This is a genomic window from Paenibacillus sp. J22P15 (assembly GCF_056269345.1).
In genome coordinates this window covers 39,860-64,740 of record NZ_JBWDNT010000004.1, presented here as the reverse complement: position 1 = coordinate 64,740, position 24,881 = coordinate 39,860, and the positions used below count along the sequence as shown (strand labels likewise).

Here is a 24,881-nt window from a genome sequence, read left to right as displayed (position 1 = left end):
AGCGTTTCCTCATTCCTCTTCCCACATTTCCATCTCTGTCGCAATCGGTATTGTAGCTGTCACTGTTGTGGGCAGTCCCTTTTCACTCTTAATGGATAAATCACCGCCGAGCGTCTCTGCTCGTTCCCTCATCGTTAGCATTCCCATTGTAAGCTTCCCTTTGCGTTTCCCTGGCGAAAATCCGCGGCCTTTATCCATAATTTCCAAGCTTGCGAACAGCTCCGATTTCACTAACCGAACATATACTGTATTCGTATCCGCATGCTTCTTCACATTATTCAAAGCTTCTTGCCCGATTCGCCATAGCGCCTCTTCAATTGCCCGAGGAAGCTCGCGCACACCCTCAACCTGCTCATGTACCGTTAAGCCCATGCTTTTACCATATTGTTTGAGTGCGGTAAGTAATCCATGCTCGAGGCCAGCTGGTCGCAGCTGCCAAATGAGCGTTCTCATCTCCTTCAATGCTTCCTGCGACAGTTGTCTGATCTCTTGAAGTGATCGCTCAACGACTGGCTCTTTGCCTGCCAGCACCGTTTCGGCACCTTTCGCAAGAAAGGACAAAGAGAACACCTTCTGAATAACCGAATCATGTAGATCTCTAGCCATCCGATTTCTCTCTTCCATACGAGTGAGCTCCCTTCGCTGCTCGTATATCCGCAAGTTTTCGACGCATAACGTAAAATGATCACCTAGAGAATACATAAAGTCCTCCAAGTAATCGTCGAATTGATTGCTGAACTGACTGCTAATAAGCAGCACTCCAATTGGACGGCTTCTAATGCGAAGCGGTATTGCAACCGCTGACGAGAATGGAGGAATACCAATCGACGGCAAAGATGAGCAGGATACTTCATTACAATTCGATTGGATGACCAGACGATTCTCATGAAACGCTGTACTAACAGCACCGCCTTGATCGATTGCAAGCGATAGCCACTCTTTTCTAACCTGATTATCGGTATAGTGTGCTCGAAGCGATAATTGGTCCTGTTCATACATAAATAGCGAGACATGCTGCCAATCGAAAGTATCACCGATATGTCTAACCGCTTGAATCGGCAAATGATTAATATCCTGAATGGCGTTTATTTTCTGAATGACATCGCCGAGCTTGGCGTAATGAACCGTATGCTGCTCCTGTACTTGATAAAGCCTAATCCGCTTTATTGCAGTTCCAATCTGATAAGCAACGGCTTGCAGCAGTGCCAACTCATCCTCTGAGAACCGCACTTTTCCCGACTCTGCGACATTTAAAATACCAAATTTATCTGTCCCTGCTTTGAGCGGCACTGTCGCATGATGTGAGACACCCTCTGTATCTCCAAGTCCATGCGTTATGGCGTATGTAATTCTAGAGCACTCGATAATATTAATCGCTTGATCCAGCTTGTTTTGCTTAAATCTCTCTACGCACCAGCACACTTCACCGCACATGACCGCTTGATTATTCGCACCTAGACCCTCGGGCAAATTATGCGAGGCTGCGCATATCCGCTCACTTCGGTTATCCATTATAAAGATCCAACCCGTTGTAAAACCAGTAACCTGAAGCAGCTTGGCAAGTACATCCGTCAGCATTTGATCCATATCGTTTGTGCTATTCAGCGTCTCTGCTATTTCCTTCAACGCGACCAGTTCATAGGCTCTTTTCTCTCTGGACATGCTACCACTTCCTTCTAAACACACATTATACACCTATGCTCAAAATAAAAAAAAGAGCCGTTTTCCATAAGCAGCTTTCGCTGCTTATGGAAAACGGCTGCTTCATTAAATAGGTCAGCGAATGAGGACTAACGCTTATGAAATGGATTTTTGATCAACAAAATATAACATGCCACCGCGCCTAATTCTGCAATCGCTATCCATATCCCCATAGGAAGAGCATTCGCACTTCCGCCTAGACCAACCAGCGGTGCCATAATTCCGCCGAAGGTAAAGGACATCAGCCCAAGCAACGCAGACGCGCTGCCCGCAGCGTGGCCATTCTTTTGCATGGCTAGCGAGAAGCCCGTAGTCGTAATCACACCAACACTTGAAACGACGAAGAACAGCGGAACAAGGATCGCTGCGAGCGCGGCTTCAAGTAATATCATAACGAGCAGCATTACGCCAGCCGTCGCTGCCATAGTTAAACCAAAGACAAATAATTTATTCTCTCCAACCTTAGCCGCCAAACGACCTGAAAGCTGACCAAATAATATTATGCCTAAACCATTAATGGCGAAAAACATACTGAAGCCTTGCGGAGTAACGCCGTAAATATTTTGCAGCACAAAGGGCGATCCTGCTATGTAAGCGAACATCGCAGCCATAACAAGTCCCTGTGCCAGCGCGTAACCCATGAACGATCGATCCCGCAGCAGGATACCAAAGGTAGATAACGTCTGACGATAGCCGCCCGTCATTCGTTTCTCTTTGGCTAGTGTTTCCGGCATACCAAACAGCACCGCAATAAACATCAAAACGCCATAGACGCCTAGTACGATAAACACACCTTCCCATGACGTTAATTTAAGCAGCTGCCCGCCAGCAAGAGGAGCAAATATTGGCGCAGCGCCATTAACTAGCATGAGCATTGCAAAAAAACGAGTTAGTTCAGGCCCCTCATACATATCCCGCACGATTGCGCGAGATATAACGATCCCCGCCGACCCGGCAAAACCTTGAATAAATCGTAATACAATAAGAATAGCTATCGATGGAGCAAATGCGCACAAAACGGATGAGAGCCCGTATACAGTCAAAAAAATGAGCAGCGGCCGTCTCCGACCAACAATATCACTCCATGTTCCAGAGAACAGCTGACCAACAGATAGTCCGATCATACATGCTGTTAAGCTCAATTGGACAAGTGATGAGCTTGTCATGTAATCGTTCGTGAGCTGCGGCAGCGCCGGTAAATACATATCAAGTGATAAAGGGCCAAATGCCGAGAGAGAACCAAGTAGTATGATGAGCCACAGTCGCTTTGCGCCTGTTGATTGATTAGCTTTCTCATTTCGAATTTTATGCTGGGCAAGCACGTGGTGCATCTCCTTTTCTAGTCATTTTCCATGATCTACTTTATCATTTTTCATTATTTGTTCCAATAGTAAAGACTTTTCATCAAATATTTGTTCTCCTTTGTTTTGTTTGTTATGATTGAGCACAGAATGTCGTATATCGCAACAATTTGTTGCTTACGAAGAGGGTTTGCTTCGCAAACCTTAAGGAGGATTCACATGCAAAAGATTAAAATTTTTTCCGGCACATCGAATCAGAAGCTTGCCGAGGAGCTATGTAAAGAACTTGAACTGCCGCTAGGGAATGTCGCTATTTCCAGACATCAAAGCGGAGAAATTCATGTATCGTACGGTGAGCCTATTCGTACCTGTGACGTATTCATCGTCCAATCTCTATCCCATCCCGTTAATGAGCATCTCATTGAGACGCTTGTCATGATAGACGCTGCTAAGCGTGCATCAGCCAAAACCATCAACATCGTTATGCCATATTATGGCTATGCGCGTCAGGAAAGAAAATCGGCGCCTCGTGAACCAATCTCTGCTAAGCTGGTCGCAGATGTATTGACTACTGTAGGTGCAAATCGAATTATTACTGTCGATTTACACGCTGATCCGATTCAAGGCTTTTTCGATATTCCAGTCGATCACTTAACAGCGCTTGACTTGATCATTGAATATTTGCGAAGCAAAAACATCAAAAACCCTGTTGTTGTATCACCAGATGCGGGGCGAGCTACAACTGCCGAGAAGCTTGCTGGTTTACTCGACTGTCCATTTGCGATAATGATTAAGAATCGTCCAGCACATAATCAGTCTGAAATTACACATATTATCGGTGACGTAGAAGATATGACACCGATCATAATTGAGGACTTAATTGATACAGGCAGCACGATTGTAAACGTCGTTGAAGCGTTAAAGAAAAAAGGCGCACATGATTCTTTCATCTGTGCAACGCACGGGCTTTTCTCTGCCAATGCGCTGGAGAAGCTTGATCATCCGAACATTCGCGAAGTCGTGATTACGGATACGATCTCAATCGGTGAAGAGCATTCCAATAAATTTGTCGTTCTGCCGATGTCTCCATTGCTTGCAACGGCGATTAAAATTATTACCGAGGGCGGCTCAATAGCTACATTGTTTAAATCAGGCTCATAAACCATCCACCCTAAATGCTCTTATTCCAGAGCATGCACAAATCCCCCCCTTGCTCTCGAGCAAGGGGGGGATTTAGTTTTCCTGCTTGACGTATAAAAAAAAGGATACCTCAACCACTGGACGGTATCCTTTCTATCACGTCATACTTAATCCGATTGTTTTTGTCGGAAACAAATTTTATGCTCCCTCATCTCTGACCGCTGATATGCTTCTGATATACCGTGTGCATATATATCTGCTTTACTTACCTCTTTGTATGAAAGCGTCGTCTCCACCTCTTGAGTGAATGGAAATGGACTCAGTTCGATTGTCGTTTGATCTTTCCACTCTGCAATCAAATTGGTTTGGCCCGTACGATCGAACCAATATGGGAAACCGTTCGCAAACCACTCGTATTGATGACGCGGCGTTCCCGGTTGCTCCATACATACAAATAGTGAGAGCTCATCACATAGCAGCAGTGCCTTCGCGTGAAGCTGAAGCAGACTGACGTCCAGCTGCAGCCGCTCGATGATGGCACTTTGCCGAGCAAACTCACGTTCTACAAACGTAATCGTATCCTCGTTTCTAAATCTTTCGGCAAGCGTCGTATACAAGATACTGCCAAGCAACGCGGCATATTCACTCGTTTTCTGAACGTGATCCAAACCTTTTGAATAAAAGAAAAACCGAATATTTCCCGGAAAATCACGGAATGAGAATGGGATATTCGCTGCATCATTCCACAGTGGAATTCGGTCCAAATCAATCCAACTGCTGTCATGCTCATAAGCAGCATACGCAAGTTCATCTCTTCGGTCTTCACTATGAAATAACTGTCCTTGCCAAGCAGAAACAAGATCTCCGGATATTCTCGCATGATCATGCTGTGCGATTAATATGAATGCATCTTCCTTCTCATACAAAATCATCGTTTATATCCCTTCCTTCATGTCATGTTTGACTGGCATGCTTTTATCGGTTCTTACTACTTATTCTCTGAATGGGAATTTGCAATTTCTTTATGCCGAGCTATGACAACATCCATCACGCTTCTATAAATGGAAACCGCGTATTTCGGGTCTAATCTTTGACTCTGTGCAAGCTTTTCTATTTTTTCAAATTGATTAGCCTCACGACCTGTGTCTTGAGCATCCAGCTTATTTGCTGCTTTATACTTACCTACTTCTTCGGTGAGTTGAAACCTTTTTGCAAGCAAAGAAATCATTTCGCGATCGATTTGATCGATCGCTTGTCTTAATTCATCTAGTCTAGAAACCGCCATAAGTCTCTCCCTTATATGTTACTTTTCCTATAATTGTACCATCTCCATCACACAATCGGCTATGAGTAAAAGGAACATTGATAACAAAAAAACTGCCGCAACCACAATGTGGCTTTGGCAGTTAATATCTTATTCTACTCTACTGCTGCGTTAGTATAAGCATCACACTTCGCAATCCTATGCTAATTTTAAAATAAATATCCATAAAAGATGTTATAGGCTGCTCTTCTTACTTAACTCTCTACGAACAACTGGCGCAACCTTCGTAGCAAGCAGTTCAATTGAAGTCGCTACCTTGGAGAACGGAATACCTCCAATATCAAATTGAGCCATGAAGCGGTTATGTCCAAATAGCTCATGCTGCGCCAAAATTTTCTCTATAATCAATTCCGGACTGCCGACAGCCAGCGCATTGATCGGGCTTGCTAATTGTTCGAATTGCTCGCGTGACATCTTCTCTCCTCTCGCATTGCCACCCATAAACTCGCTCACATAATTAGCATAATAAGGATAATATTCATCCTTCGCCTTCTCAGTGGAATGAGCAATATAACCATGACTCGTAATCGCTACTTTAAGCTCTTCTTGCGGATAATTGGCGCCAATACCTGCAGCCCGGTATACGTCAACAAGTTGCTTAAAATGTGCAGGATCACCGCCAAGAATGGCAAGAGCCATCCCTAAGCCATGATTTCCTGCTAGCTCCGCACTCTGCGGCGTTCCGCCAACACCTACCCAAATCGGCAGACGAGCCTGAAGTGGACGTGGAGCGATTTCAGCATTTTGCAGAGGTGTCCTATATTTACCATTCCAAGATATACGTTCCTCTTCGTTCAACTCCATCAGCAGGTTTAGCTTTTCATGAAAGAGCTCCTTATAATCTCCGAGCTCAAAGCCAAACAATGGAAAAGATTCTATATACGCACCGCGTCCCGCAATAATTTCCGCACGTCCATCCGATAACAAGTCTAAGGTTGAGAAATCCTCGAATACTCTAACCGGATCAGAGGTTCCAAGCACTGTCGTAGCACTCGTTAATCGAATACGCTTCGTTGCTTGAGCAATTGCTGCTAACAGAACCGGAGGAGAAGTTACTGCAAAATCTAAGCGATGATGCTCACCCACGCCGAACACATCAATCCCCGCTTCATCAGCAAGCTTAGCTGCTGCGACGATTTCCTTTACTCGATCTCTTGCATTCAACTTCTGACAATTGATAGGATCAGTGCTTATATCACCTAATGTATATATGCCAAATTCGAACTCTGCATTGCTCTCCTTCGCAGTGAGCGCTTCTTGTCCTATATTCTCTTTGATGTCAAACACCGCTTTCCTATCATTATATCAACCGACTTATCTATTAAGTGTTTGCAATATCTAGTTACTTTACGTAAGTAATGATACATAAGTTATTTAGTGACGTCAAGTTATTAACCGCTTACTTTAAGCCTTCCAACTAAACCTACATCTATTGAAATAAAGCTGAAATTGATTCACACCTCATATGATTGTCTCATTTGCAATAATGATGAAGCCCCAAGATGCAAAATCCAGCCCCGTTTCAACTTGTCCAGCTTCAAGGATGCCCAATGGTTTCCCCTTCAAAACTACATGAATTGGCGTTGCGAACATGCTATAGGATATGCCAAATGCTTTAAAATTGATACATCTCTCCACCTATGTTATCAAGCCAATACAAGCAATCACATTTACACCTAATTAATGCTATTGCAGCTCCGATTATTCAACTCACAGCAAAGGCGGCTCCTCCTGTTGTGGACTATGACTACGTCAGAATTCCAAACTAATAAACCCCCGACATGGATCATGCTGATCCATGTCGGGGGTTCGTTATGTCAACTTAACTGATCAAATGATCGACGATCATGCTCGTCGGTTAGTGCGGATAAGCCGTATCGAAGTCAATTCCGCAAGGGCCGCCGTCCGTATTGATCTCCAAATCAACAGGTGTGCCATCCTGCCGAAAGAGCGGACGGTAGTGATTGCTAATATGAGTTGCTGATGCATTAGCATAATGGCAAATGAACGCACGACGGAATTGATCCTTCGTTTTATTTCTGTAAGAGCCGTGGATCAGATTCCCGTTGAAAAATAAAACGTCTCCCTTATCCATAATAACCGGCATCGCCTTCTGATCCTTCGGTGGCTTAACGTAATGTGTCGTGAATGATTCAGAAGAATCTGCAAGCTCAGGGCAGCTAATCTCATGCTCACTCGTCTTCGGAACGACAAGCAAGCTGCCGTTCTCCTCATTCGCCGCATCGATTGCAGTCCATGCCGCTATGCAATTGCCCGGCTCCACCTGCAAATAAAAGTTATCCTGATGCAAAGCCTGACCGCGTGAACCTGGTGGCTTGTAATAAAACATACTTTGAGCTGCAAGCGCCTCTTCACCATAAAGATCAGCTAATACGTCCATGACTGGCTGATGCAGCAAATATTTTTTGGACGTCTCATTAAAACGATGGGGATGCATGACGCGTGGAAACCGTTTTAACGGATCATCTGTCGATCCTGACAGATCCGGCTCGAAATATCCCGGTACCGTTCTATGACTCATTTCCTCGAATGTATCCTCAATGGCTCGAATGTCCTCTTGTGAGAAAAGATCTTTTATAATAATAAAGCCCTCTGTACGAAATTGATGAATCTGCTCCTCCGTTAGTGCATTCAATACTCTAGTCATCTTGCAGCACTCCCTTACTGAAATATTCGTTACTCTTGACATAATCATAGAGCTTTCGTTATTTTAAAGGAAGAATGATTAATGCTAAAAAGTACTTGTATTATGCTAAGTGACTTTCAAGGAGTGTGCTGATATGCTTCCAGATAATAATACCGAAACGGCAATTGAAACGAATGGAGGCATATTTTTAAGCGGTCTTTTTGATGCATCCGACTCCTACCGATGCCGCAGGCCAAATGGCATCAGTGATTGGCTCATCTTTTATACATTAGAAGGTGAGGGCTATTTACGCACACCTGCAGGAGAAAAACGCTGCACCAGCGGGCAAATCGTACTGCTGCAATCCGGCATTCCCCATGAGTACGGGACGGTCTCAGGTGGCAGTTGGCTTTTTTATTGGACTCATTTTCAGAAACTACCTGAAATCGACTATTTACCCAAAGAAGAAATCATCGTAATAACGATACCAGATAGCAATATGCGAAGCAGAGTGCAGCAAATCTTCGATCATATTATAAATGATTCTAGAGAGCAGGCAAGCTTCTGGCATATGTTATGTGAGAACGCGCTGCGCCAAGTAATTCTGCTCACAGCCCAGCAGTTCGATAAACGGCTTGATCCTCGCATCGAGCTTGCTCTTCAGTATTTATCGCGGCATATGGCTCAATCGATCCGTCTTGAAGAATTAGCCAGCTCGGTTGGCTTATCTCTCTCACGGCTATCCCATCTTTTCAAGCAGGAAACGGGAACAACTGTGGTCGAGCATCTAAATCGATTACGACTCCAGCAAGCAGCTCTATTAATGGAGCATATGGGCCGCACGGCTACCGAAGCCGCGCTCGATGTCGGCTTTAACAATTACAATCATTTTGCCGCTTTATTTCGCAAGGCGTATGGAGCAAGCCCGAGAACGTACAAAAAGGACAAAGCTGCTCTTAGGGAGTAGCTTTGTCCTTTAGAACTATCTATTTCGTTACGACGCTTATTAAACCTTCTGTACAGTTAGATCAAGAAAGCTCATCTCTTCCTTGGTCAATGAAATGAGTGAACCCTCATCGCAGGAATGAAGCTCTTCCGCTGATTGCGCACCGATCAAAGCACAGGTCGGAAACGGCTGATTAAGCACATAGGCGAGAGCAATTTGAATAGCGCTAACGTTTTTCTCAGCCGCCAGCTGCTTAGCACGTTCAAACCTCTCCCAGTTATCATCACTGTAGAACACACGTACCAAGTCTGCATTGTCACGAACCTCAGGGGAGAATCTACCCGTGAAGAAACCTCTTGCTTGTGATGACCAAGATAGCAGCGGCAGCTGTTCTTCCTCATGCCATGCACACGTTTCTTCATCCGCAGATACGCAGCCGGACCAGAACGGCTCATTCGCTTTCGCCAGACTAAGATTTGGACTGCTAAACGAAAAGCCAACGAGTCCATTCGCTGCTGCATATTCATTCGCTTCCTTAATCCGCTGCCATGACCAGTTTGATACACCTATCGCTCTGACCGTGCCTGATTGCACATATTCATTAAGAATATCGATAGCTACTGTTACAGGAATCGAAGGGTCATCTCGGTGCAGCGCATAAAGATCGATATAGTCAGTCTGAAGGCGCTTAAGGCTTGCCTCCAAATCCTCGCGTATCGCCTCCTTGTTCACCCGTGGACCGTTATGATCATGATGGGCACCCTTAGTCAAAATGACTAGTTGCTCCCGATTTCCTCGTTCCTGCATGTAACGGCCGATAACTTCCTCACTTTGTCCGCCGCAATAAATATGTGCCGTGTCTAAAGAATTACCGCCAATTGCTAGAAAAGCATCAAGATTAGCTGCAGCTTTCTCATAGGAATCATGGAAAAAATAATCCGTGCCCTTCATTAAGCGAGATACCTGCTTGGGAGAACCTTCTATTTGAATGTATTCCACCGTCATATTCCTCCATAGGTTTATTTTGTTATTAGATCACAACTCGTGTACGTTCATGAGCGGAGAGCAGACAAGCGTCAATAACCTTCATATTATTTACAGCATCAGTTCCGCCGAACTGCAGCTGTGTTCCATTGTTAATCGCCTGAGCAAAATGATCAGCCTGAGCCGTATAAGCGTTTACATGTGGAACCTCAACCTCTCGGCGTTCTCCTTTTGCATTTACGAAGAAATTACCACTGCCCGGAGCACCAGTCACAAATGCAGATGGAACCTCGATAATACCATCCGTACCTAGAACCTCAAGCGGGTTCCGGAACGCTGCCCACATGCCGCAATCGAATGTCAGTGATACTGCTCCTTCAAACTCTATTAATCCAGATGCCATCATATCGACATGATCATGCTCTGGTGAGAATAATGCCTGAACCGTAACAGCTTCAGGTTCCTTCCCAAGCAGCAGCCGAGCGGCATTAATTGGATAACAGCCCACATCGTAAATCGAGCCGCCTCCCCATTCCTTACGGTATCTCACATTCTCTTTATGTCCCGCATTGTTGAAGGTAAAAGCGCTGCGAATGCCGCGAACTTCACCGATATCTCCAGCATCAATAATTTTCTTAATCATGTCATACCTTGGGTGATATCTGTACATAAAGGCTTCTGACAACAATACGCCTGCTTTCGCAGCTGCTTCTACCATCTCGGCTGCTTCTTTCTCGGTCAAAGCAAGCGGCTTCTCGCACAAAATATGCTTTCCCGCTTCAGCCGCTCGAATCGTCCACTCTCTATGCAAATGATTTGGGAGCGGAATGTACACGACATCAATAGAAGCATCTTCCAGCAATTCTTCATAGCTGCCGTAAGCAGTCGGTATATTTAGCTCTTCTGCCGTCTTCTTGGCTTTATCTCCATTTCGGCTGGCAATCGCTGCCACCTCATTTAGTTCAGAAAGATGAAGGCCTGGTATAACTGCCCCTTTTGCAATTCCAGCGCAGCCCAAGATGCCCCATTTCAATTTTTTCATCGTCATCCCATTCGTCACCTCAACAATAATTTTTATTAATATATTGTGATTAAAAACTGAAATATGTAGCACCATCAGTTCTAATCAGAACTTCTAAATCGCGAGTTGAGAATTATCAAAACCCGATTATCGTGTACTTGCCTATAGTTTAAAGTAGAATACTCAAAAATAAAATGATATTATTTTGTTATACATTAAAACAATATTGTCATTGAGGTGAATGAATTGAAAAGGCAAAGCCTCCTGCTTACATTACCGGATAATCCCTTCTTTTGTTTTCCTGAATCAGTCGGCAATTATTGGGACGACCCAGAGCATTACACGTTGCGGCTCGCTGGAGCACTGAACAATTTCAATATCCATTACGTTGTTTCAGGCAAAGGCTACGTGGAATGGGATGGGGAGGTTCATACGCTTGAGGCTGGGGAGGCCGTTCTTTATTTCCCTCTGCAGCGACAGCATTATTACAGCAGCAATGAAGATCCGTGGGACATTAGATGGGTTCATTTCTATGGCAGCGGACTTCAGGACTATATGATTGAAAGAGGCTTTCACAAAAGCCAACTCTGGACAATTCGACAACCATCCGCATGGAAACAGGTACACGAGGAGCTGCTAGTTGAGGCTGAAACTCATCGTATGCTGCGTCCAACCAAACTTTCTGCGCTAACCTATGCCATACTCGCAGTATTTATCGAGCAGGCTGTTCCGATATCAGGAAGCAAAGCAAGCACGGCTGGCAATCGCATATTGAATCTGCTCCCTCTAATGCAGCAGGACGCGGCTAAGCCATTTATCCTTGAACATTGGGCCGAGCAGGCTGGAGTCAGCCCATACTATTTCTGCAAATTGTTCCGAAACGTCATGGAAATGACACCCATGGACTTCATTACACGCTGCCGGCTACAGATGGCGAAGCAATGGCTTCTGGAACGCAAGGATCTCAACATTGGCCAAATTGCCAGCGATGCCGGCTATCCAAGCGTCAGCTACTTCAACAAAAGATTTATGGAACATGAAGGGATGACGCCAACTGTATATCGTCAGCTGTACGGAGTGTGAATTAGAAGTTACCTTCAGCGCTGTAAGAACACATATGTGCTTAATTCCCTCTTTCGCGGGTAACCAATCTGACTTGGGACTCTGTAAGAACCTATGTGTTCTAACAGCCACTCGGGGATGTTACTTTCGGCGCTGTAAGAACACATATGTGCTTAATTCCCTCTTTCGCGGGTAAGCAATCTGACTTGGGGCTCTGTAAGAACACATATGCGCTTAACTCCCTCTTTCGCGGGTAAGCAATCTGACTTGGAGGCTCTGTAAGAACCTATGTGTTCTTACAGCCACTCGGGGATGTTACTTTCAGCGCTGTAAGAACACATATGCGCTTAATGCACTCTTTCGCGGGTAACCAACCTGCCTTGGGGCTCTGTAAGAACCTATGGGTTCTTACAGCCACTTGATTAGGTTACTTTCAGCGCTGTAAGAACACATACGTGCTTAGCTCCCTCTTTCGCCAGTAACCAACTTGCGCTTCGGGCTCTGTAAGAACCTATGGGTTCTTACAGCCACTTGAGAATGTTACTTTTGGTGCTGTAAGAACACATATGTGCTTAATTCCCTCTTTCGCCAGTAACCAACCTGCCTTGGGGCTCTGTAAGAACCTATGGGTTCTTACAGCCACTTGATTAGGTTACTTTCGGCGCTGTAAGAACACATATGCGCTTAATGCACTCTTTCGCGGGTAAGCAATCTGACTTGGGGCTCTGTAAGAACACATGTGTTCTTACAGCCACTTGATTAGGTTACTTTCGGCGCTGTAAGAACAAATATGCGCTTAATGCACTCATTCGCGGGTAACCAACCTGCCTTGGGACTCTGTAAGAACACATGTGTTCTTACAGCCACTTGAGAATGTTACTTTTGGTGCTGTAAGAACAGATATGCGCTTAATTCCCTCTTTCGGCAGTAACTAACCTGCCTTCGGGCTCTATAAGAACCTATAGGTTCTTATAGCTACTTGATTAGGTTACTTTTGTCGCTTGGCGACGGCGAAAAGCTTATTGAACGTTTTGATCGAGTAGGCAAGGTCGAGGAGATGGAAGGTTTTCTTGGACTTGAGGTACTTCTCACGCAAAATCTAAAAGAATATGATGAGGTTTCTATCGTTACAAGGTGGCAATCAAGAGATGATTTCAACAACTGGACGAAAAGCGAAGCGTTCCGTGAATCTCATTCACACCGTAAAACACCAGAATACATTTTGAACAACAAAATTATGTTTCAGGAAGTCAAGGTAAAGCGAACCCCTCTCCCCGCTGCTCAATAATAATTATCTCTTCCATAACAAACAAGCAAGACAGCAATCGCCCCTATCAATCGGGTCCTTGCCGTCTTGCTCTTTTCTGTTAAATTCCGTCTATAATGTTACGAAAGTTCCGCCTTCATTTGCGGAGCGAAGCTCAGCTTCGATAATTTCGAGCGTTCCAACAGCACTTTCCGGCAAGCAGACCGATACTGGCTTCCCTGCATGAACGGATTCAATGAAATATTTAATTTGGTGATAATAACCCATGTCTTCCGACAATTCGACGATAAAACCTGGCTCATTATTTGGGTTCACTTTCAGCTGTCCATTTTCGAATACAAGATTGCCGCCTTCAAAATTAACACGATACGTCATAGAGAAGCCGTAATCTCCTTCTAGCGTCCAATCCGCTTGTGCGTTCAGCACTTTGCCATCGGGATAAACATAGTGAGTAGATACGACATCATAACCGCTGCCAGGAATGACGTTGCGTGCAAGCGTCGACACCTTATCCGGTTTGCCGAACAGCCAGTGCACCATATCCACATCATGAATATGCATATCTAGCAGACAGCCTCCGCTTTTGCTTCCATCTAGGAACCAGCCCTTTGGCGCACCTGAGCCTCTGTAGAAATAACCGCCCGTCACTGCTCCATAACGGTTATCCTCAACGCAAGCCTTCAAGTATTCATATGCTGGCCAGAAGCGCAAGCATTGACCGATCATTAAAGTCTTCCCTGTACGCTCTGCTGTTTTTGCCATGCGCCAGCCATCCTCTGAACTGCCTGCTACAGGCTTCTCACACAAGACATGCATACCTTTCTCCAGCATCGAGCACGTAAGGTCAGCATGCAAATAAGTAGGCAACGTAATATCGACAATATCTAGTTCTTCATTTTCAAGCATCGCATCAATATTATCGTACAAACGATATGGCGTAAGATCATACACGTCCTGCTCTGTAGCGATGTTGCCAGACGCCTTGCCTTCCTTCAGCTCTTGAATCAATAGATCGCAGATTGCTACAAGCTGAATCGGCGCTCCCTCTGCCGCAAGGCGAACATAATTGTCAAAGTGCATGCGTCCCATAAATCCAAAACCGATTAATCCAACCTTCAACATTTAAATAACCTCCTAGTCATTTTAAAAAAAGATATATTTTAACGGCCTAATATAGCATCCATAGCTTTTGATGTATTGAAAATAATTTGTTCCGAATGGTGATTGTAAGGCGGGATCATTTCTCCCGTAACATAGTTGTTGTACCCAATCGCGCGAAGCGCCTGCATTACAGCTGGATAATCAACGTCTCCTGCCAAAAGATCAACAAAGCCGTGCAAGCCGCCAGCTTGACGACGATAATCCTTGAAATGCACTTTCTTAATGCGATCACCCAAAATGCGAATCCATTGCTCCGGATAACCGTTATGCAGCGTGTTGCCCACGTCAAAGTAAGAGCCTACATAACTCGAACCATGTGCATCGATAAAGGAACGCATCTCAAGCGGAGATAATAAAAACTTGTTCCAAACGTTCTCAATACCAATCGAGACACCTGCACTCTCCGCAAACGGAACAAGCTTCCCGATCGCTTCAAGCGCTCTGTCATAAGCATACTCGTAGTCGGTTACTTCACTGCCTGGTATAAAGTCAACGCCAACAGCGCCTGGAATGACCAAAATCGTGTCCACGCCAAGCGCGGAAGCAAGCTCTAGCTGCTTTTTGCAAACATCGATTGCTTTCTCACGCGTTTCAGCATTTTCACTCGTCATCGGATATGACCAATACAAGCCTGTCGCGAGACCCGCAATTTCAAGATCCGCATCTTCGAGCCTATTTTTAATTTCTTGAATCTCCTTGTCGGATGCCGCAAGACTAAGCTCACCCGTTTCATTCAATGAAAGCTCAATCCCGTCGAAACCAGCTTTCTTTGCAGTAGAAATACAATCTGCAATCGTCGAATCACCTTTAAAAGACCAAATATTAATTCCCTTTTTCATTGAAATAACCTCCAATATATATGTTTTAAATAAATAAAAGCCTGCCAAATTTACGGGGAAGATGAAAGTTTACCGCTTTAGTGGCCTGCCAAGCCTGATACTCGCGGTTACCGCTCGTGTCCTCATCAATTCGGTAAAAATTCACTCTCCAGCTTAAACCCTGCTCAAAGGGGCGCTTGAAATTTTCAACGGGAATGTGCACAAAGTATACTCTTCTAGCTTCGCCATCCATTTCAACACCCGTTTGAAGACCTTCAAACCTCCATGCTAAGTCTGTTGCTGTTATTGAAGCCTCACCATCATTTTCAATCAATGCATCAAAAACAACATTATTCGGACTAACTTCAAGCTCTAAATAACGAGTTCCAGTACCATCCTCATCGATAAACAGTTCCACGACATCTTGCTCGTAAAGCGGCTCATCACGCACAGTGAAATCAGATGCAACATGTGAATCCTCGCATAGATATCGAATATGCAAATATTTCGGACTCCAGCATGCTCGTACTTCTGTACGTTCCTTAGGCTGCTTGCCAGTGACAGTCTCTACCAGCTCAATCGCGTCGAAGCTGTCCCAATGGATCGTACCAAAGTCGACGTCTTCTTGACTGCTCGGCACTTGTCTGCAAAGATAAGTTTTGCTCTCTTGAAATGCAGCGCCCTCCATTTGTCCAAACTCCTTTTTAGATAATTACGTTATATTGAATTTGCAGCTGTAACATGTGATAATACGTTTATAATAAACGATTCATCCGACAATTTATTTAGCTAGAAAAGCTATTTTTTGGACAATTCCGTTCTCTTTTATTCTTTTCATTGGAAGGAGCCTACCGCATGGAAAAGTCTGAATCCCTCTATCCACGCATCCGTTCAACTCCATTTCGTGAATGGTCGCCCAGCGTGCATTACGCACAGTTCCAGCGTATGCCAACCGGTGTTCTGCCAAGGCGCAGATTATATGATTACGAGCTGCTGTATGTTTATCAAGGCGAAGCGGCTACAACGATGCAAGGACAGCGTTACAAGCTTGAAGCTGGTCAACTTATCTTTTTATCTTCCGGGGTCTATCACCAAAACGAAGTCGTTTCCAGCCCAAACGCTCGATTTTTAGGTATTCATTTTGATTTTTTTGATGAGCTTGATATCCAGACTGAGGCTGATATGGTCGTGAACGAGGCTTCTGTTTTGCCGCATAAATTTACTTATGAGCCTTATGTGGAAGGTTTGGCTCCTCTGTCCGAGCTTCCAGTCTATACTCCGCCGCTCGTATGCGTTCAATTAATGGAGCAGCTAGTCCATGAATTCACGATGCGCCCGCTCGGATATGAGCTAGTCTGTAGAGCGTTAATGCTCCAAATATTGACTCATTTACTGCGATCTCCATCGTCCCGCTCCAACGGACAAGCCTCTCTTCATGGCAGCAAAATTGCCGAATTAATGGAGGAAATTGAAGCTTCACCGTCTACCCATTGGACAAACACAACGATTGCAAAAAAATTAAACTTGAGCATCGATCATACAGCGAAGCTATTTAAACAAATCGCAGGCATGCCTCCTAGTGAATATGTCCAGTCTATCCGTCACCGAGAAGCAAGAAGATTGCTGCGGGAATCCGAGCTGACAATAGAGAACGTCGGCAGCGTCGTCGGCTATTCCGATATTCATTACTTCAGCCGTATATTTCGTCGGCATGAAGGTATTTCTCCACGTGAATACCGGAAGTTATCCAAAATTTTATAATTGGCTGGATCATGGAAGCCGGATACCTCCAGTGGTATTCGGCTTTCTTTCGTTTCGATAACAGCAAATTTCCGAGCATAGTAGAACAGTATTTTTAGCTTTTCCACTTTGTTTGGACAAACTTTAAAACACTTCTTTAATTTGTCCATTGAGTAAGGCATGAGTATCTATTAGGATTGTATTTATCGATAATGATTATCATTATCTTAGAACATCTTTTGGAGGAGAACCAATATGTATCGAGGAACAAGATCAGTAGCTCTTTTGGCTACATTCACCCTAATGGGAGCATTATTGCTTGCCTGCGGCAGCAATTCAGGAAATGCAGTGAAGCCCACTGATGAAGCAACACAAGCTCCTGCTGCTACGGAGCAAGCAGCAGAAACTTCGCGTACCTTCACCGACTGGACAAAACATGAGGTCGAAGTGCCAGTTACTCCACAGCGAGTTATCTATCATGGAGAAACAACGGGAGATTTACTTGCCCTTGGCGTCAAGCCGATTGGCGTTTTAAAAAGCGGTATTCTAGGAACGGTTTATGAGGATCAGCTCACTGATGTCGAAGATGCTGGTTTTCCGATTAGCGTAGAAAAAACGTTAACGATGAATGCTGATCTCATCATTTTTTCCAATTCAGATGAACAGCAGTACGAGACAATCGCTAAGGTTGCCCCCACTGTTACCTTCAACACCTTTGCTAGTCTTGAGGAGCGGATGCGTACGTTAGGCGACCTTCTGAATAAGAAACAAGAAGCAGAAGATTGGCTTGCCCAGCATAAAGCCAAAACATCTGAAATGTGGAAAAATCTGCATGAAAATGTGATGAAAGAAGGAGAAACTGCCTCTGTTTTCACCATGTATCCTGGCAACCGGCTATTTATTATGGCTGGAGCAGGACTGCCGCAATTTTTGTATGAGGAAGGTGGATTCAAACCTACACCTATCATTCAAGAAATTATTGATAGAGAAGAAGGTTTTGTAGAAATATCTGCAGAACTGCTTCCGCAATATGCGGGTGACCGTATTTTCATCTTGAATGCTGTAGATCCTGCCGCGCAGCAATCAACCAATGATCTACTTAAAAGCGAGATCTGGAAAAAGCTCCCCGCCGTACAAAGCGGACAAGTTTACAACTTAGATATACAAAAAGCAGCCAGCGACGCGACTTCGAGAGAATGGCTCGTAGAAGAACTGCCGAGAGTACTTACTCAAAAATAACTGCAGCCTAAAGCAAACAGGAAGAAGCTCTTCAACTCATGTTGAAAAGCTTCTTCTATTTAATTATAATGAAATCTATTGATAACGATTCTCAATATAGAAATGAGGCTATAGCCATGTCTGAAATTACGCATCCGACTTTACCGCTTCGTTCCTTGAGCTTTCATTTTGTCGATATGTTGCTGCACAGCCATTCAGCAGGTGAAGTTTTGGCGGAGGAAATAACTTCCTCTTACACGATAATTATTTTCAAGAGCGGCAATGGAAGGCTTTATACGGATAATCAGAGCTCCCTATTCTCGTCATACAGCTCTTTCCTTCTTTCACCTCACACCGCCTATCAATTCGAAAATATAAACGACAGCAGATTGGAATACTACAAGATTTCCTTCCACATCGTTCACTTTCAAAATAGTATACCCGTGCAATATTGCGAGCAGCTATTTCCAAACCGTCTAGAGCTTCGTGTCTATCCACTTGCGCAATGGATCGATTTGCTGAACCAGCTTTATACCGGTATGACGAGCTGTGATAACATCGAAGCGTTTCGGCAGCAAATGCATTTCCAGAAGCTCATCGTATTTCTTCTTGAACACAACTTGCAATTAGACCGCATAACCAGCTCCACGCAAACAGTTGAACAAACGATTCAATATATGCAAAATCATTTCCAGAACACGATAACCGTCAAACAGCTAGTCAAAATGGCTAACGTTCCCGCTTGGCAGTTCACCTCCATCTTCAAGGAGCTGACTGGCAAGAAGCCGCTTGACTATTTGACTGAGCTTCGAATCAATCGATCCAAGGACTGGCTTATACATACCGATAACACGCTGCGCGATATAGCAGAACGTGTCGGTTTTACCGATGAGTATTATTTCAGCCGCCGCTTTCGTCTCATGACAGGCTTCTCACCAAGGCAATATGCTACTTCGATGCGCCAAAACATACTCGTTAAGGATTGGGACGGACATGAGGTCAGCATTCCCGCCAAGCCAAATCGCATCCTATATTGCGGAGAATGTACTGGAGATATGAAGACGCTTGGCATCCAGCTTATAGGAAGTCATATATTTAGCAAAGGTGACACCATTAGTTCGGAACAAGCTTCTGCTCTAACGCCTGATATCATTATTTTTGACCATTCCGATGAAAGATTGTACGCACAAATGTCTGAGCTTGCCCCTACGCTCACCTATAATTCACGAGGCACGCTGGAAGAAAGGCTGCTCATGCTTGGTGAGTGGTTTGGCAAAAAAAAAGAAGCCCAGCAATGGCTTCTTCATTATAATAGCAATACATTGTTGATGTGGCAGCAGCTTCAAACACTCATTGGACCAAATGAAACTGCTTCTGTATTTGTCTATCATCGAGGGGAACGTTTATTTGTGATGGGCAGCATCGGCTTATCTTCAATACTGTACCATCCTGACGGCTTCCTTCCCGCAGGCAAGGTGAAGGACGTTTTAAAGTCTGGTAGGCTTTATAAGGAAATTACAGAAAAAACGATTCATGAATACGCTGGCGATCGTGTATTCATGATGCTGCCAGAAAGCCCCGATTCAAGAGCGGCCATGGAGAAATTGATGAGCAGCCCGATCTGGAGAAACCTTTCTGCCGTCAAAAATGGCTACAGTTATTTGCTCGATGAACGCGACTGGAATCAGCAGGACGCTTCAACAAGGGACAAGCTGCTCTCACTGCTCCCCGAGCTGCTGAAGCAATCCTCGTAAATTACATTATGCGCCGAATTGAGCTTGGTGAAGCCTGCTGTAAGCGCCGCGTGCATGCAGCAATTCATCATGATTGCCCTGCTCGGCGATCCCTTGCTCCGCTACTACAACGATGCGATCAGCGTTTTTGATCGTGGCGAGTCGATGGGCGATTACAAGCGTCGTGCGGCCGCGGGACAGCGCGGCAAGCGCAACCTGAATTGCCGCTTCTGTCTCGGTATCAAGCGCTGAGGTTGCCTCGTCCAATATGAGAATCGGCGGGTTTTTCAGAAACATCCGGGCAATCGATAGCCGCTGCTTCTGGCCTCCAGAAAGCTTTACACCTCTCTCGCCTATCAGTGTATCCAATCCTTCAGGCTGCGATAATACGAGCTCCTCTAGCTGTGCCTGACGAGCTGCATACATAATCTCTTCCTCCGACGCTCCGAGTTTGCCGTAAGCAATATTTTCTCGAATGGATCCATCGAAGAGAAACACATCCTGCTGGACAATCCCGATGTTGGAGCGAAGCGATTCAAGGGTCATCTCGCGCAAATCAATGTTGTCGATCGTAATCGACCCTTCATCCACATCATAGAAGCGTGGGAGCAAGCTGCATAACGTTGTTTTCCCAGCTCCCGATGGACCAACGAGAGCTACGGTCTCTCCTGCACGTATTGATAAGCTGAGTCCCTGTAGAACTTTCTCTTTATTCTCATAGCCAAATGTTACTTTGTTAAACTGAATATTACCTTTGAGATTGCTGATCGCTTTCGCATTTGGCGCATCATCAATATCAGGTGCTGTCTCAAGCAGTTCCAAAAAACGTTTGAAGCCGGCAATTCCTTTCGGATAGGTCTCAATGACAGAATTAATCTGTTTAATTGGACCTAAAAATACGTTCGAAAGCATGACGAACGCGATGAACTCGCCATAACTCATGTCGCCTTGAATAACAAACCAAGTACCGCATACGAGTACGAATAAAGAAATTAGCTTCATTAGAATAAAGCTGATCGATGAGTTCCATGCCATAACGCGATAGGCAATCAGCTTCGTCAAACGGAAACGGCCATTATTTTCGGCAAAACGTGCCATTTCATGTTTTTCATTCGCAAACGCTTGAACGACACGAATGCCGCTTACATTATTTTCAACGCGTGCATTGTAGTCGGCAATATCAGAGAACATCCGATTAAAGGCTGCTGACATTTTACGGCTGAAGTATAGCGACAAATAAATCATAAGCGGAATGATGACAAAGGTCATTAAAGCTAGTTGATAATTAATGCTCAGCATGATACCGAACGCTCCAGTGAGCGTCATTATGGCAATGAACAAATCTTCTGGTCCATGATGAGCGATCTCACCAATATCCATCAAGTCATTTGTCATGCGTGAAACCAAATGGCCCGTCTTGTTATTGTCGAAGAAACGGAAGCTCAGCTTCTGCACACGATCAAACAGCTGTTTGCGCATATCAGACTCGATGTTGATTCCCAGCTTGTGGCCCCAATATGTCACGACATAATGTAATGCAGAGCTGAACACATAGATGACTAATAGTCCAATACACGCATACAAAATCCATTTCCAATTGCCGCTCGGCAGCAAATCATCCACGACCCGATTCACAGCAAGCGGAAAAGCAAGCTCTAGCAATGCAGCCAAAATGGCACATGAAAAATCTAAAATAAAGAGCTTCTTGTAAGGCTTGTAATAAGCAAAAAAACGACGCAGCATGTCCAGTCTCTCTCCTAACTTATCTTGATTTCGCAGTAACTGATAACAATTATCAATTATTACTTTGTTATCGTAGAACAAAAGTAATAGAGGAGACAATGGACAAATAAGAGCATTTTATTGTACGAAATGAAACGATCTGTAAATTCATGCCGATGTCACGATATTGTAGTAAACATGTCCTTTTCTCACCGTTTCATGCCTATTAGAGCTGTGCTAAAGTAGAAGCAATACGATGAAAAGAGGGAATTCGAAATGACGAGAACGATCCGAATTGGAATTATCGGAAGCGGCGGAATTGCTAGAGCGCACGCTTCAGCTTATAAAAAAATGCCTCATCAAGTTGAAATTGTGGCGGTTGCAGACAGCATTGCAGGAAAAGCACAAGCCTTTATCGACCAAGAGGAGCTTGTTAATGCAGTCGCTTACGATGATCATAAGAAACTGCTAGAGCTTGATCTTGACGGAGTCAGCATCTGTACACCAAACTTTGCTCATTCAGAGACTTCTATCAACGCTCTAAATGCTGGCAAGCATGTACTAGTAGAAAAACCGATGTCCGTTACACTACAACAGTCCATTGACATGGTCGAAGCTGCTGAACGCAGCGGAAAAATGCTCTCAGTAGGCTTTCAACCACGGTATGATCCCAATATGTCTTTAATTCAAGAAATTGTGCAATCAGGCACACTGGGTAAAGTGTATTTTGTAGAAACAGGCGGCGGAAGAAGACGGGGCATGCCTGGCGGCACCTTTATTAGCAAGGAGCTTGCAGGTGCAGGCGCTATGGCCGATATTGGTTGTTATTCACTCGACATGGCGCTTAATGCGCTCGGATATCCTAAACCGCTTACTGTATCCGCTTATACCTCCAATCATTTTGGAACGAATCCGAAATATCATCCTGAAGCAGAAAAGTTTGAGGTTGAGGATTTTGGCGTGGCAATGATTCGTCTTGAGGGAGATATTGTTCTCAATTACAAAATCAGCTGGGCTATGCACATGGATTCATTAGGAGCAACGATGTTCCTTGGTACAGATGGCGGGCTAAAAGTTACACCAGCAGGCACTGGGCCTTGGAGCGGCGTATGGGACGGAAGCGTCGGCAGTATGACTCTTTACAACGATGTTGCAAATCAGCATATTCAATCAACCATTCCTGTTATTCAGCACGGACTAAATTTATTTGATGAGAAAGTAAGGGACTTTGTCGCAGCGATTTCAGATAATCGTCCTGCTCCTATCCCTGGTGCGGAAATTTTGTATAACCAAGCGATTATCGACGGCGTGCTCCGTTCGGCAGCAAGCAAACGCGAGGTTACAATAGAGCTGCCATAATGCAGTTGTACTGTGCCTTGAGCACAACTATAATCTTCACAAAAAATGGCGGTGCAAGATATAATCTTGCCCGCCATTTTTTTGTATACCTTGATTTACCGCTGTCTACAAGAAGATAGTCGAAGCAAGAATTACGAAGCCACTAATTCCATACATTAAATTATACCCTTTTAAATGGAAGGAGACTGCAATGTACGGTAATCCCATCTATTACGCGCCTGCCCCTGTTCCCTGCAAAAGTATGTCTACGATTGAAGTTTTCGGTGAAGGAACCATTTCTGCTGCTCCAGACAGAGCCTTGATCACTCTTGGAGCCGTAACCGAAGGAACAGACCTGCAATCGGTCCAATCCGAAAATGCACAAATAATGACGGACATTATTCAATCTCTCCTAGAGCTAAACATTCCCCGAGAGCATATCCAAACGAACGATTATCGAATCGAAATGGTGTATGAATTTCCAGATGGCACACAAGTTTTTAAAGGCTACAAAGTGACCCATCTTCTGCAAATCACCATCGATCAAGTGGAGCAAACTGGCGCTGTTGTAGATACCGCTGTTTCTCACGGTGCCAATACGGTCACTTCCATTCAATTCACAATTTCGCAAAGAGAAAGATTTGAGAATGAAGCATTGTCACTTGCTGTTCAGAACGCCCGGCTGAAAGCCACTGTAATTTCAAATACGCTTGGATCGTCCCTTCTGCCCTTCCCGAACAAAGTACAAGAGCTGTCTCATATATCTGAGCCCATCCCCCTCCAGCGAGCCCTTCAATCGGGGGTTTCAGTTACACCAATCCAGCCTGGGCAACTAACAATCTATGCTTCAGTACGTGTGTGGTATGGATTTGTTACTTGAAAACAAAAAGCCGCTCATTCAGAGCGGCTTTAACAAAAAACACTTAAAATTAAACAGATGAAATGATGCCGCGGTTACTATTTTTTGCAAAGTTGATAATGGACTCATACTGTGTCTTAGCAATGCGACGGTCAGACATGGGAAGCTGAGGATTTTTTACAATTTCGGCTAGCTTCTTGAGCTCACACATTTCCTCAGTAGTCACTTTGACCGTTTTTTTCCCCACACGCTCCACCCTCCTTAGTTTTTTGCTAAAAAATCGATGAACAACCATTTGGTTAATCAGCTATGGTCATTATACGCAAAACTTAAGTAAACTTGCATATTAATTCGTTGGATTTCGCGGATTTGGGTCGTCCATTTCTTCAGGAAACAAATCTGCAAGCTCTTTGTTCTGCTTGCCCTTCAAATAAGATAAGCCTGCATAACCCGCCAATAATGAACTGCTCACGACAGCAAAATCGTCTGACGTATTCGCCATCGAGAGCGCTGTCTTTGCTAAAATCCCAGTTCCGATTGCTATTAACAGATCACCCAGAAAACCAAGATCAAAAAAAATCTTTTTCTTAGCGTTGCTGTGATCCCTAAAACCGATGACAAAAATTAAGAAAAAATAAATTCGTTGAATCCATTTTACAAGCCAGTTTGATGAGAGCGTCAATCCCTCTTCATCATATTCTATGACAAGTTTTGGCAATTCGATAATGCCATTTTTGACAAAATGACCAATTAATCCGCCTACTAAGCTCATGGAGATTGATAAGCCAAACACCTGAATAAACGATTGAATGTTTGAAATTATCATTGATGCATGACCACCTTTCAACAAAAACAAAGTTTAGCAGCACTTATTTGCACTACTTTCACTTTATGTCGCT

General features: G+C 44.4%; 23 protein-coding genes. 9 read left to right on the top strand and 14 right to left on the bottom strand.

Going from position 1 to position 24,881, the window contains the following annotated elements:
• Window positions 1–9 precede the first annotated feature (9 nt).
• Together AC0YN6_RS11295 and AC0YN6_RS11290 are read right to left on the bottom strand one after the other, a co-directional pair.
• Window positions 10–1,662, bottom strand: a complete 1,653-nt coding sequence (locus tag AC0YN6_RS11295; protein WP_475746933.1) for a GAF domain-containing sensor histidine kinase — start codon at window positions 1,660–1,662, stop codon at window positions 10–12.
• A 128-nt stretch (window positions 1,663–1,790) separates the two neighbouring features.
• A complete protein-coding gene (locus AC0YN6_RS11290) occupies window positions 1,791–3,023 on the bottom strand; it encodes a multidrug effflux MFS transporter (protein ID WP_475746932.1) in 1,233 nt (410 codons plus the stop codon).
• Window positions 3,024–3,221: 198 nt separating this feature from the next.
• Here AC0YN6_RS11290 and AC0YN6_RS11285 point away from each other — a divergent pair, with 198 nt between their 5' ends.
• On the top strand, window positions 3,222–4,163 hold the full coding sequence (locus AC0YN6_RS11285) for a ribose-phosphate diphosphokinase (protein ID WP_475746931.1): 942 nt from the start codon (window positions 3,222–3,224) through the stop codon (window positions 4,161–4,163).
• A 146-nt stretch (window positions 4,164–4,309) separates the two neighbouring features.
• Here the strand turns inward: AC0YN6_RS11285 and AC0YN6_RS11280 are convergent, their stop codons facing one another.
• The 4 genes from AC0YN6_RS11280 to AC0YN6_RS11265 all read right to left on the bottom strand — a co-directional run bounded on the left by AC0YN6_RS11280 (window position 4,310) and on the right by AC0YN6_RS11265 (window position 8,134).
• Window positions 4,310–5,074 (bottom strand): DUF3891 family protein, encoded by a 765-nt coding sequence (locus tag AC0YN6_RS11280; RefSeq protein ID WP_475746930.1) that lies wholly within the window; start codon window positions 5,072–5,074, stop codon window positions 4,310–4,312.
• 56 nt (window positions 5,075–5,130) lie between these two features.
• Window positions 5,131–5,427: a chorismate mutase gene (locus tag AC0YN6_RS11275; protein ID WP_475746929.1), complete on the bottom strand. Its 297-nt coding sequence runs from the start codon at window positions 5,425–5,427 to the stop codon at window positions 5,131–5,133.
• Between the two features lie 213 nt (window positions 5,428–5,640).
• Window positions 5,641–6,744: an LLM class flavin-dependent oxidoreductase gene (locus AC0YN6_RS11270; protein ID WP_475747463.1), complete on the bottom strand. Its 1,104-nt coding sequence runs from the start codon at window positions 6,742–6,744 to the stop codon at window positions 5,641–5,643.
• A 580-nt stretch (window positions 6,745–7,324) separates the two neighbouring features.
• On the bottom strand, window positions 7,325–8,134 hold the full coding sequence (locus AC0YN6_RS11265; protein ID WP_475746928.1) for a phytanoyl-CoA dioxygenase family protein: 810 nt from the start codon (window positions 8,132–8,134) through the stop codon (window positions 7,325–7,327).
• A 133-nt stretch (window positions 8,135–8,267) separates the two neighbouring features.
• Between AC0YN6_RS11265 and AC0YN6_RS11260 the strand changes: the two genes are divergently transcribed.
• Window positions 8,268–9,080, top strand: a complete 813-nt coding sequence (locus tag AC0YN6_RS11260) for a helix-turn-helix domain-containing protein (protein WP_475746926.1) — start codon at window positions 8,268–8,270, stop codon at window positions 9,078–9,080.
• Window positions 9,081–9,119: 39 nt separating this feature from the next.
• Here AC0YN6_RS11260 and AC0YN6_RS11255 read toward each other — a convergent pair whose 3' ends face one another.
• Both AC0YN6_RS11255 and AC0YN6_RS11250 read right to left on the bottom strand, forming a co-directional pair.
• Window positions 9,120–10,058, bottom strand: coding sequence for an aldo/keto reductase (locus tag AC0YN6_RS11255; protein ID WP_475746925.1), 939 nt, complete (start codon window positions 10,056–10,058; stop codon window positions 9,120–9,122).
• Window positions 10,059–10,089: 31 nt separating this feature from the next.
• Entirely contained in the window at window positions 10,090–11,091 is a 1,002-nt protein-coding gene (locus tag AC0YN6_RS11250; RefSeq protein WP_475746924.1) for a Gfo/Idh/MocA family protein, read from the bottom strand.
• A 219-nt stretch (window positions 11,092–11,310) separates the two neighbouring features.
• Here AC0YN6_RS11250 and AC0YN6_RS11245 point away from each other — a divergent pair, with 219 nt between their 5' ends.
• Together AC0YN6_RS11245 and isdG are read left to right on the top strand one after the other, a co-directional pair.
• Entirely contained in the window at window positions 11,311–12,147 is an 837-nt protein-coding gene (locus AC0YN6_RS11245) for a helix-turn-helix transcriptional regulator (RefSeq protein ID WP_475746923.1), read from the top strand.
• 958 nt (window positions 12,148–13,105) lie between these two features.
• Window positions 13,106–13,414 (top strand): heme oxygenase, encoded by a 309-nt coding sequence (isdG, locus tag AC0YN6_RS11240; RefSeq protein WP_475746922.1) that lies wholly within the window; start codon window positions 13,106–13,108, stop codon window positions 13,412–13,414.
• Window positions 13,415–13,504: 90 nt separating this feature from the next.
• Here the strand turns inward: isdG and AC0YN6_RS11235 are convergent, their stop codons facing one another.
• The 3 genes from AC0YN6_RS11235 to AC0YN6_RS11225 are packed head-to-tail and all read right to left on the bottom strand — an operon-like array spanning window position 13,505 to window position 16,060.
• On the bottom strand, window positions 13,505–14,515 hold the full coding sequence (locus AC0YN6_RS11235) for a Gfo/Idh/MocA family protein (RefSeq protein WP_475746921.1): 1,011 nt from the start codon (window positions 14,513–14,515) through the stop codon (window positions 13,505–13,507).
• A 38-nt stretch (window positions 14,516–14,553) separates the two neighbouring features.
• Window positions 14,554–15,393, bottom strand: coding sequence for a sugar phosphate isomerase/epimerase family protein (locus AC0YN6_RS11230; protein ID WP_475746920.1), 840 nt, complete (start codon window positions 15,391–15,393; stop codon window positions 14,554–14,556).
• A gap of 25 nt (window positions 15,394–15,418) precedes the next feature.
• A complete protein-coding gene (locus tag AC0YN6_RS11225; RefSeq protein WP_475746919.1) occupies window positions 15,419–16,060 on the bottom strand; it encodes a carbohydrate-binding family 9-like protein in 642 nt (213 codons plus the stop codon).
• A 167-nt stretch (window positions 16,061–16,227) separates the two neighbouring features.
• Here AC0YN6_RS11225 and AC0YN6_RS11220 point away from each other — a divergent pair, with 167 nt between their 5' ends.
• The 3 genes from AC0YN6_RS11220 to AC0YN6_RS11210 all read left to right on the top strand — a co-directional run bounded on the left by AC0YN6_RS11220 (window position 16,228) and on the right by AC0YN6_RS11210 (window position 20,084).
• A complete protein-coding gene (locus AC0YN6_RS11220) occupies window positions 16,228–17,133 on the top strand; it encodes a helix-turn-helix domain-containing protein (RefSeq protein ID WP_475746918.1) in 906 nt (301 codons plus the stop codon).
• Between the two features lie 234 nt (window positions 17,134–17,367).
• Window positions 17,368–18,351 (top strand): ABC transporter substrate-binding protein, encoded by a 984-nt coding sequence (locus AC0YN6_RS11215; protein WP_475746917.1) that lies wholly within the window; start codon window positions 17,368–17,370, stop codon window positions 18,349–18,351.
• Window positions 18,352–18,467: 116 nt separating this feature from the next.
• Window positions 18,468–20,084, top strand: coding sequence for a helix-turn-helix domain-containing protein (locus tag AC0YN6_RS11210; protein WP_475746915.1), 1,617 nt, complete (start codon window positions 18,468–18,470; stop codon window positions 20,082–20,084).
• A gap of 6 nt (window positions 20,085–20,090) precedes the next feature.
• Here the strand turns inward: AC0YN6_RS11210 and AC0YN6_RS11205 are convergent, their stop codons facing one another.
• Window positions 20,091–21,806, bottom strand: coding sequence for an ABC transporter ATP-binding protein (locus AC0YN6_RS11205; protein ID WP_475746914.1), 1,716 nt, complete (start codon window positions 21,804–21,806; stop codon window positions 20,091–20,093).
• 255 nt (window positions 21,807–22,061) lie between these two features.
• Here AC0YN6_RS11205 and AC0YN6_RS11200 point away from each other — a divergent pair, with 255 nt between their 5' ends.
• Window positions 22,062–23,144: a Gfo/Idh/MocA family protein gene (locus tag AC0YN6_RS11200; protein ID WP_475746912.1), complete on the top strand. Its 1,083-nt coding sequence runs from the start codon at window positions 22,062–22,064 to the stop codon at window positions 23,142–23,144.
• A gap of 190 nt (window positions 23,145–23,334) precedes the next feature.
• Complete coding sequence (locus tag AC0YN6_RS11195; RefSeq protein WP_475746911.1) at window positions 23,335–24,003, top strand: SIMPL domain-containing protein; 669 nt, start codon at window positions 23,335–23,337, stop codon at window positions 24,001–24,003.
• 49 nt (window positions 24,004–24,052) lie between these two features.
• On the opposite strand, the gene AC0YN6_RS11190 is transcribed toward AC0YN6_RS11195, so the two are convergent.
• Entirely contained in the window at window positions 24,053–24,229 is a 177-nt protein-coding gene (locus tag AC0YN6_RS11190; RefSeq protein ID WP_475746910.1) for a hypothetical protein, read from the bottom strand.
• A 99-nt stretch (window positions 24,230–24,328) separates the two neighbouring features.
• Window positions 24,329–24,808, bottom strand: coding sequence for a hypothetical protein (locus AC0YN6_RS11185; protein WP_475746909.1), 480 nt, complete (start codon window positions 24,806–24,808; stop codon window positions 24,329–24,331).
• Window positions 24,809–24,881: the final 73 nt, after the last annotated feature.

Coding starts and splice junctions, on each gene's coding strand:
- AC0YN6_RS11295 (WP_475746933.1), bottom strand. CDS start 1,662: ATGTCCAGAGAGAAAAGAGCCTATGAACTGGTCGCGTTGAAGGAAATA.
- AC0YN6_RS11285 (WP_475746931.1), top strand. CDS start 3,222: ATGCAAAAGATTAAAATTTTTTCCGGCACATCGAATCAGAAGCTTGCC.
- AC0YN6_RS11280 (WP_475746930.1), bottom strand. CDS start 5,074: ATGATTTTGTATGAGAAGGAAGATGCATTCATATTAATCGCACAGCAT.
- AC0YN6_RS11275 (WP_475746929.1), bottom strand. CDS start 5,427: ATGGCGGTTTCTAGACTAGATGAATTAAGACAAGCGATCGATCAAATC.
- AC0YN6_RS11265 (WP_475746928.1), bottom strand. CDS start 8,134: ATGACTAGAGTATTGAATGCACTAACGGAGGAGCAGATTCATCAATTT.
- AC0YN6_RS11260 (WP_475746926.1), top strand. CDS start 8,268: ATGCTTCCAGATAATAATACCGAAACGGCAATTGAAACGAATGGAGGC.
- AC0YN6_RS11250 (WP_475746924.1), bottom strand. CDS start 11,091: ATGACGATGAAAAAATTGAAATGGGGCATCTTGGGCTGCGCTGGAATT.
- AC0YN6_RS11235 (WP_475746921.1), bottom strand. CDS start 14,515: ATGTTGAAGGTTGGATTAATCGGTTTTGGATTTATGGGACGCATGCAC.
- AC0YN6_RS11230 (WP_475746920.1), bottom strand. CDS start 15,393: ATGAAAAAGGGAATTAATATTTGGTCTTTTAAAGGTGATTCGACGATT.
- AC0YN6_RS11225 (WP_475746919.1), bottom strand. CDS start 16,060: ATGGAGGGCGCTGCATTTCAAGAGAGCAAAACTTATCTTTGCAGACAA.
- AC0YN6_RS11220 (WP_475746918.1), top strand. CDS start 16,228: ATGGAAAAGTCTGAATCCCTCTATCCACGCATCCGTTCAACTCCATTT.
- AC0YN6_RS11215 (WP_475746917.1), top strand. CDS start 17,368: ATGTATCGAGGAACAAGATCAGTAGCTCTTTTGGCTACATTCACCCTA.
- AC0YN6_RS11210 (WP_475746915.1), top strand. CDS start 18,468: ATGTCTGAAATTACGCATCCGACTTTACCGCTTCGTTCCTTGAGCTTT.
- AC0YN6_RS11205 (WP_475746914.1), bottom strand. CDS start 21,806: ATGCTGCGTCGTTTTTTTGCTTATTACAAGCCTTACAAGAAGCTCTTT.
- AC0YN6_RS11200 (WP_475746912.1), top strand. CDS start 22,062: ATGACGAGAACGATCCGAATTGGAATTATCGGAAGCGGCGGAATTGCT.
- AC0YN6_RS11195 (WP_475746911.1), top strand. CDS start 23,335: ATGTACGGTAATCCCATCTATTACGCGCCTGCCCCTGTTCCCTGCAAA.
- AC0YN6_RS11185 (WP_475746909.1), bottom strand. CDS start 24,808: ATGATAATTTCAAACATTCAATCGTTTATTCAGGTGTTTGGCTTATCA.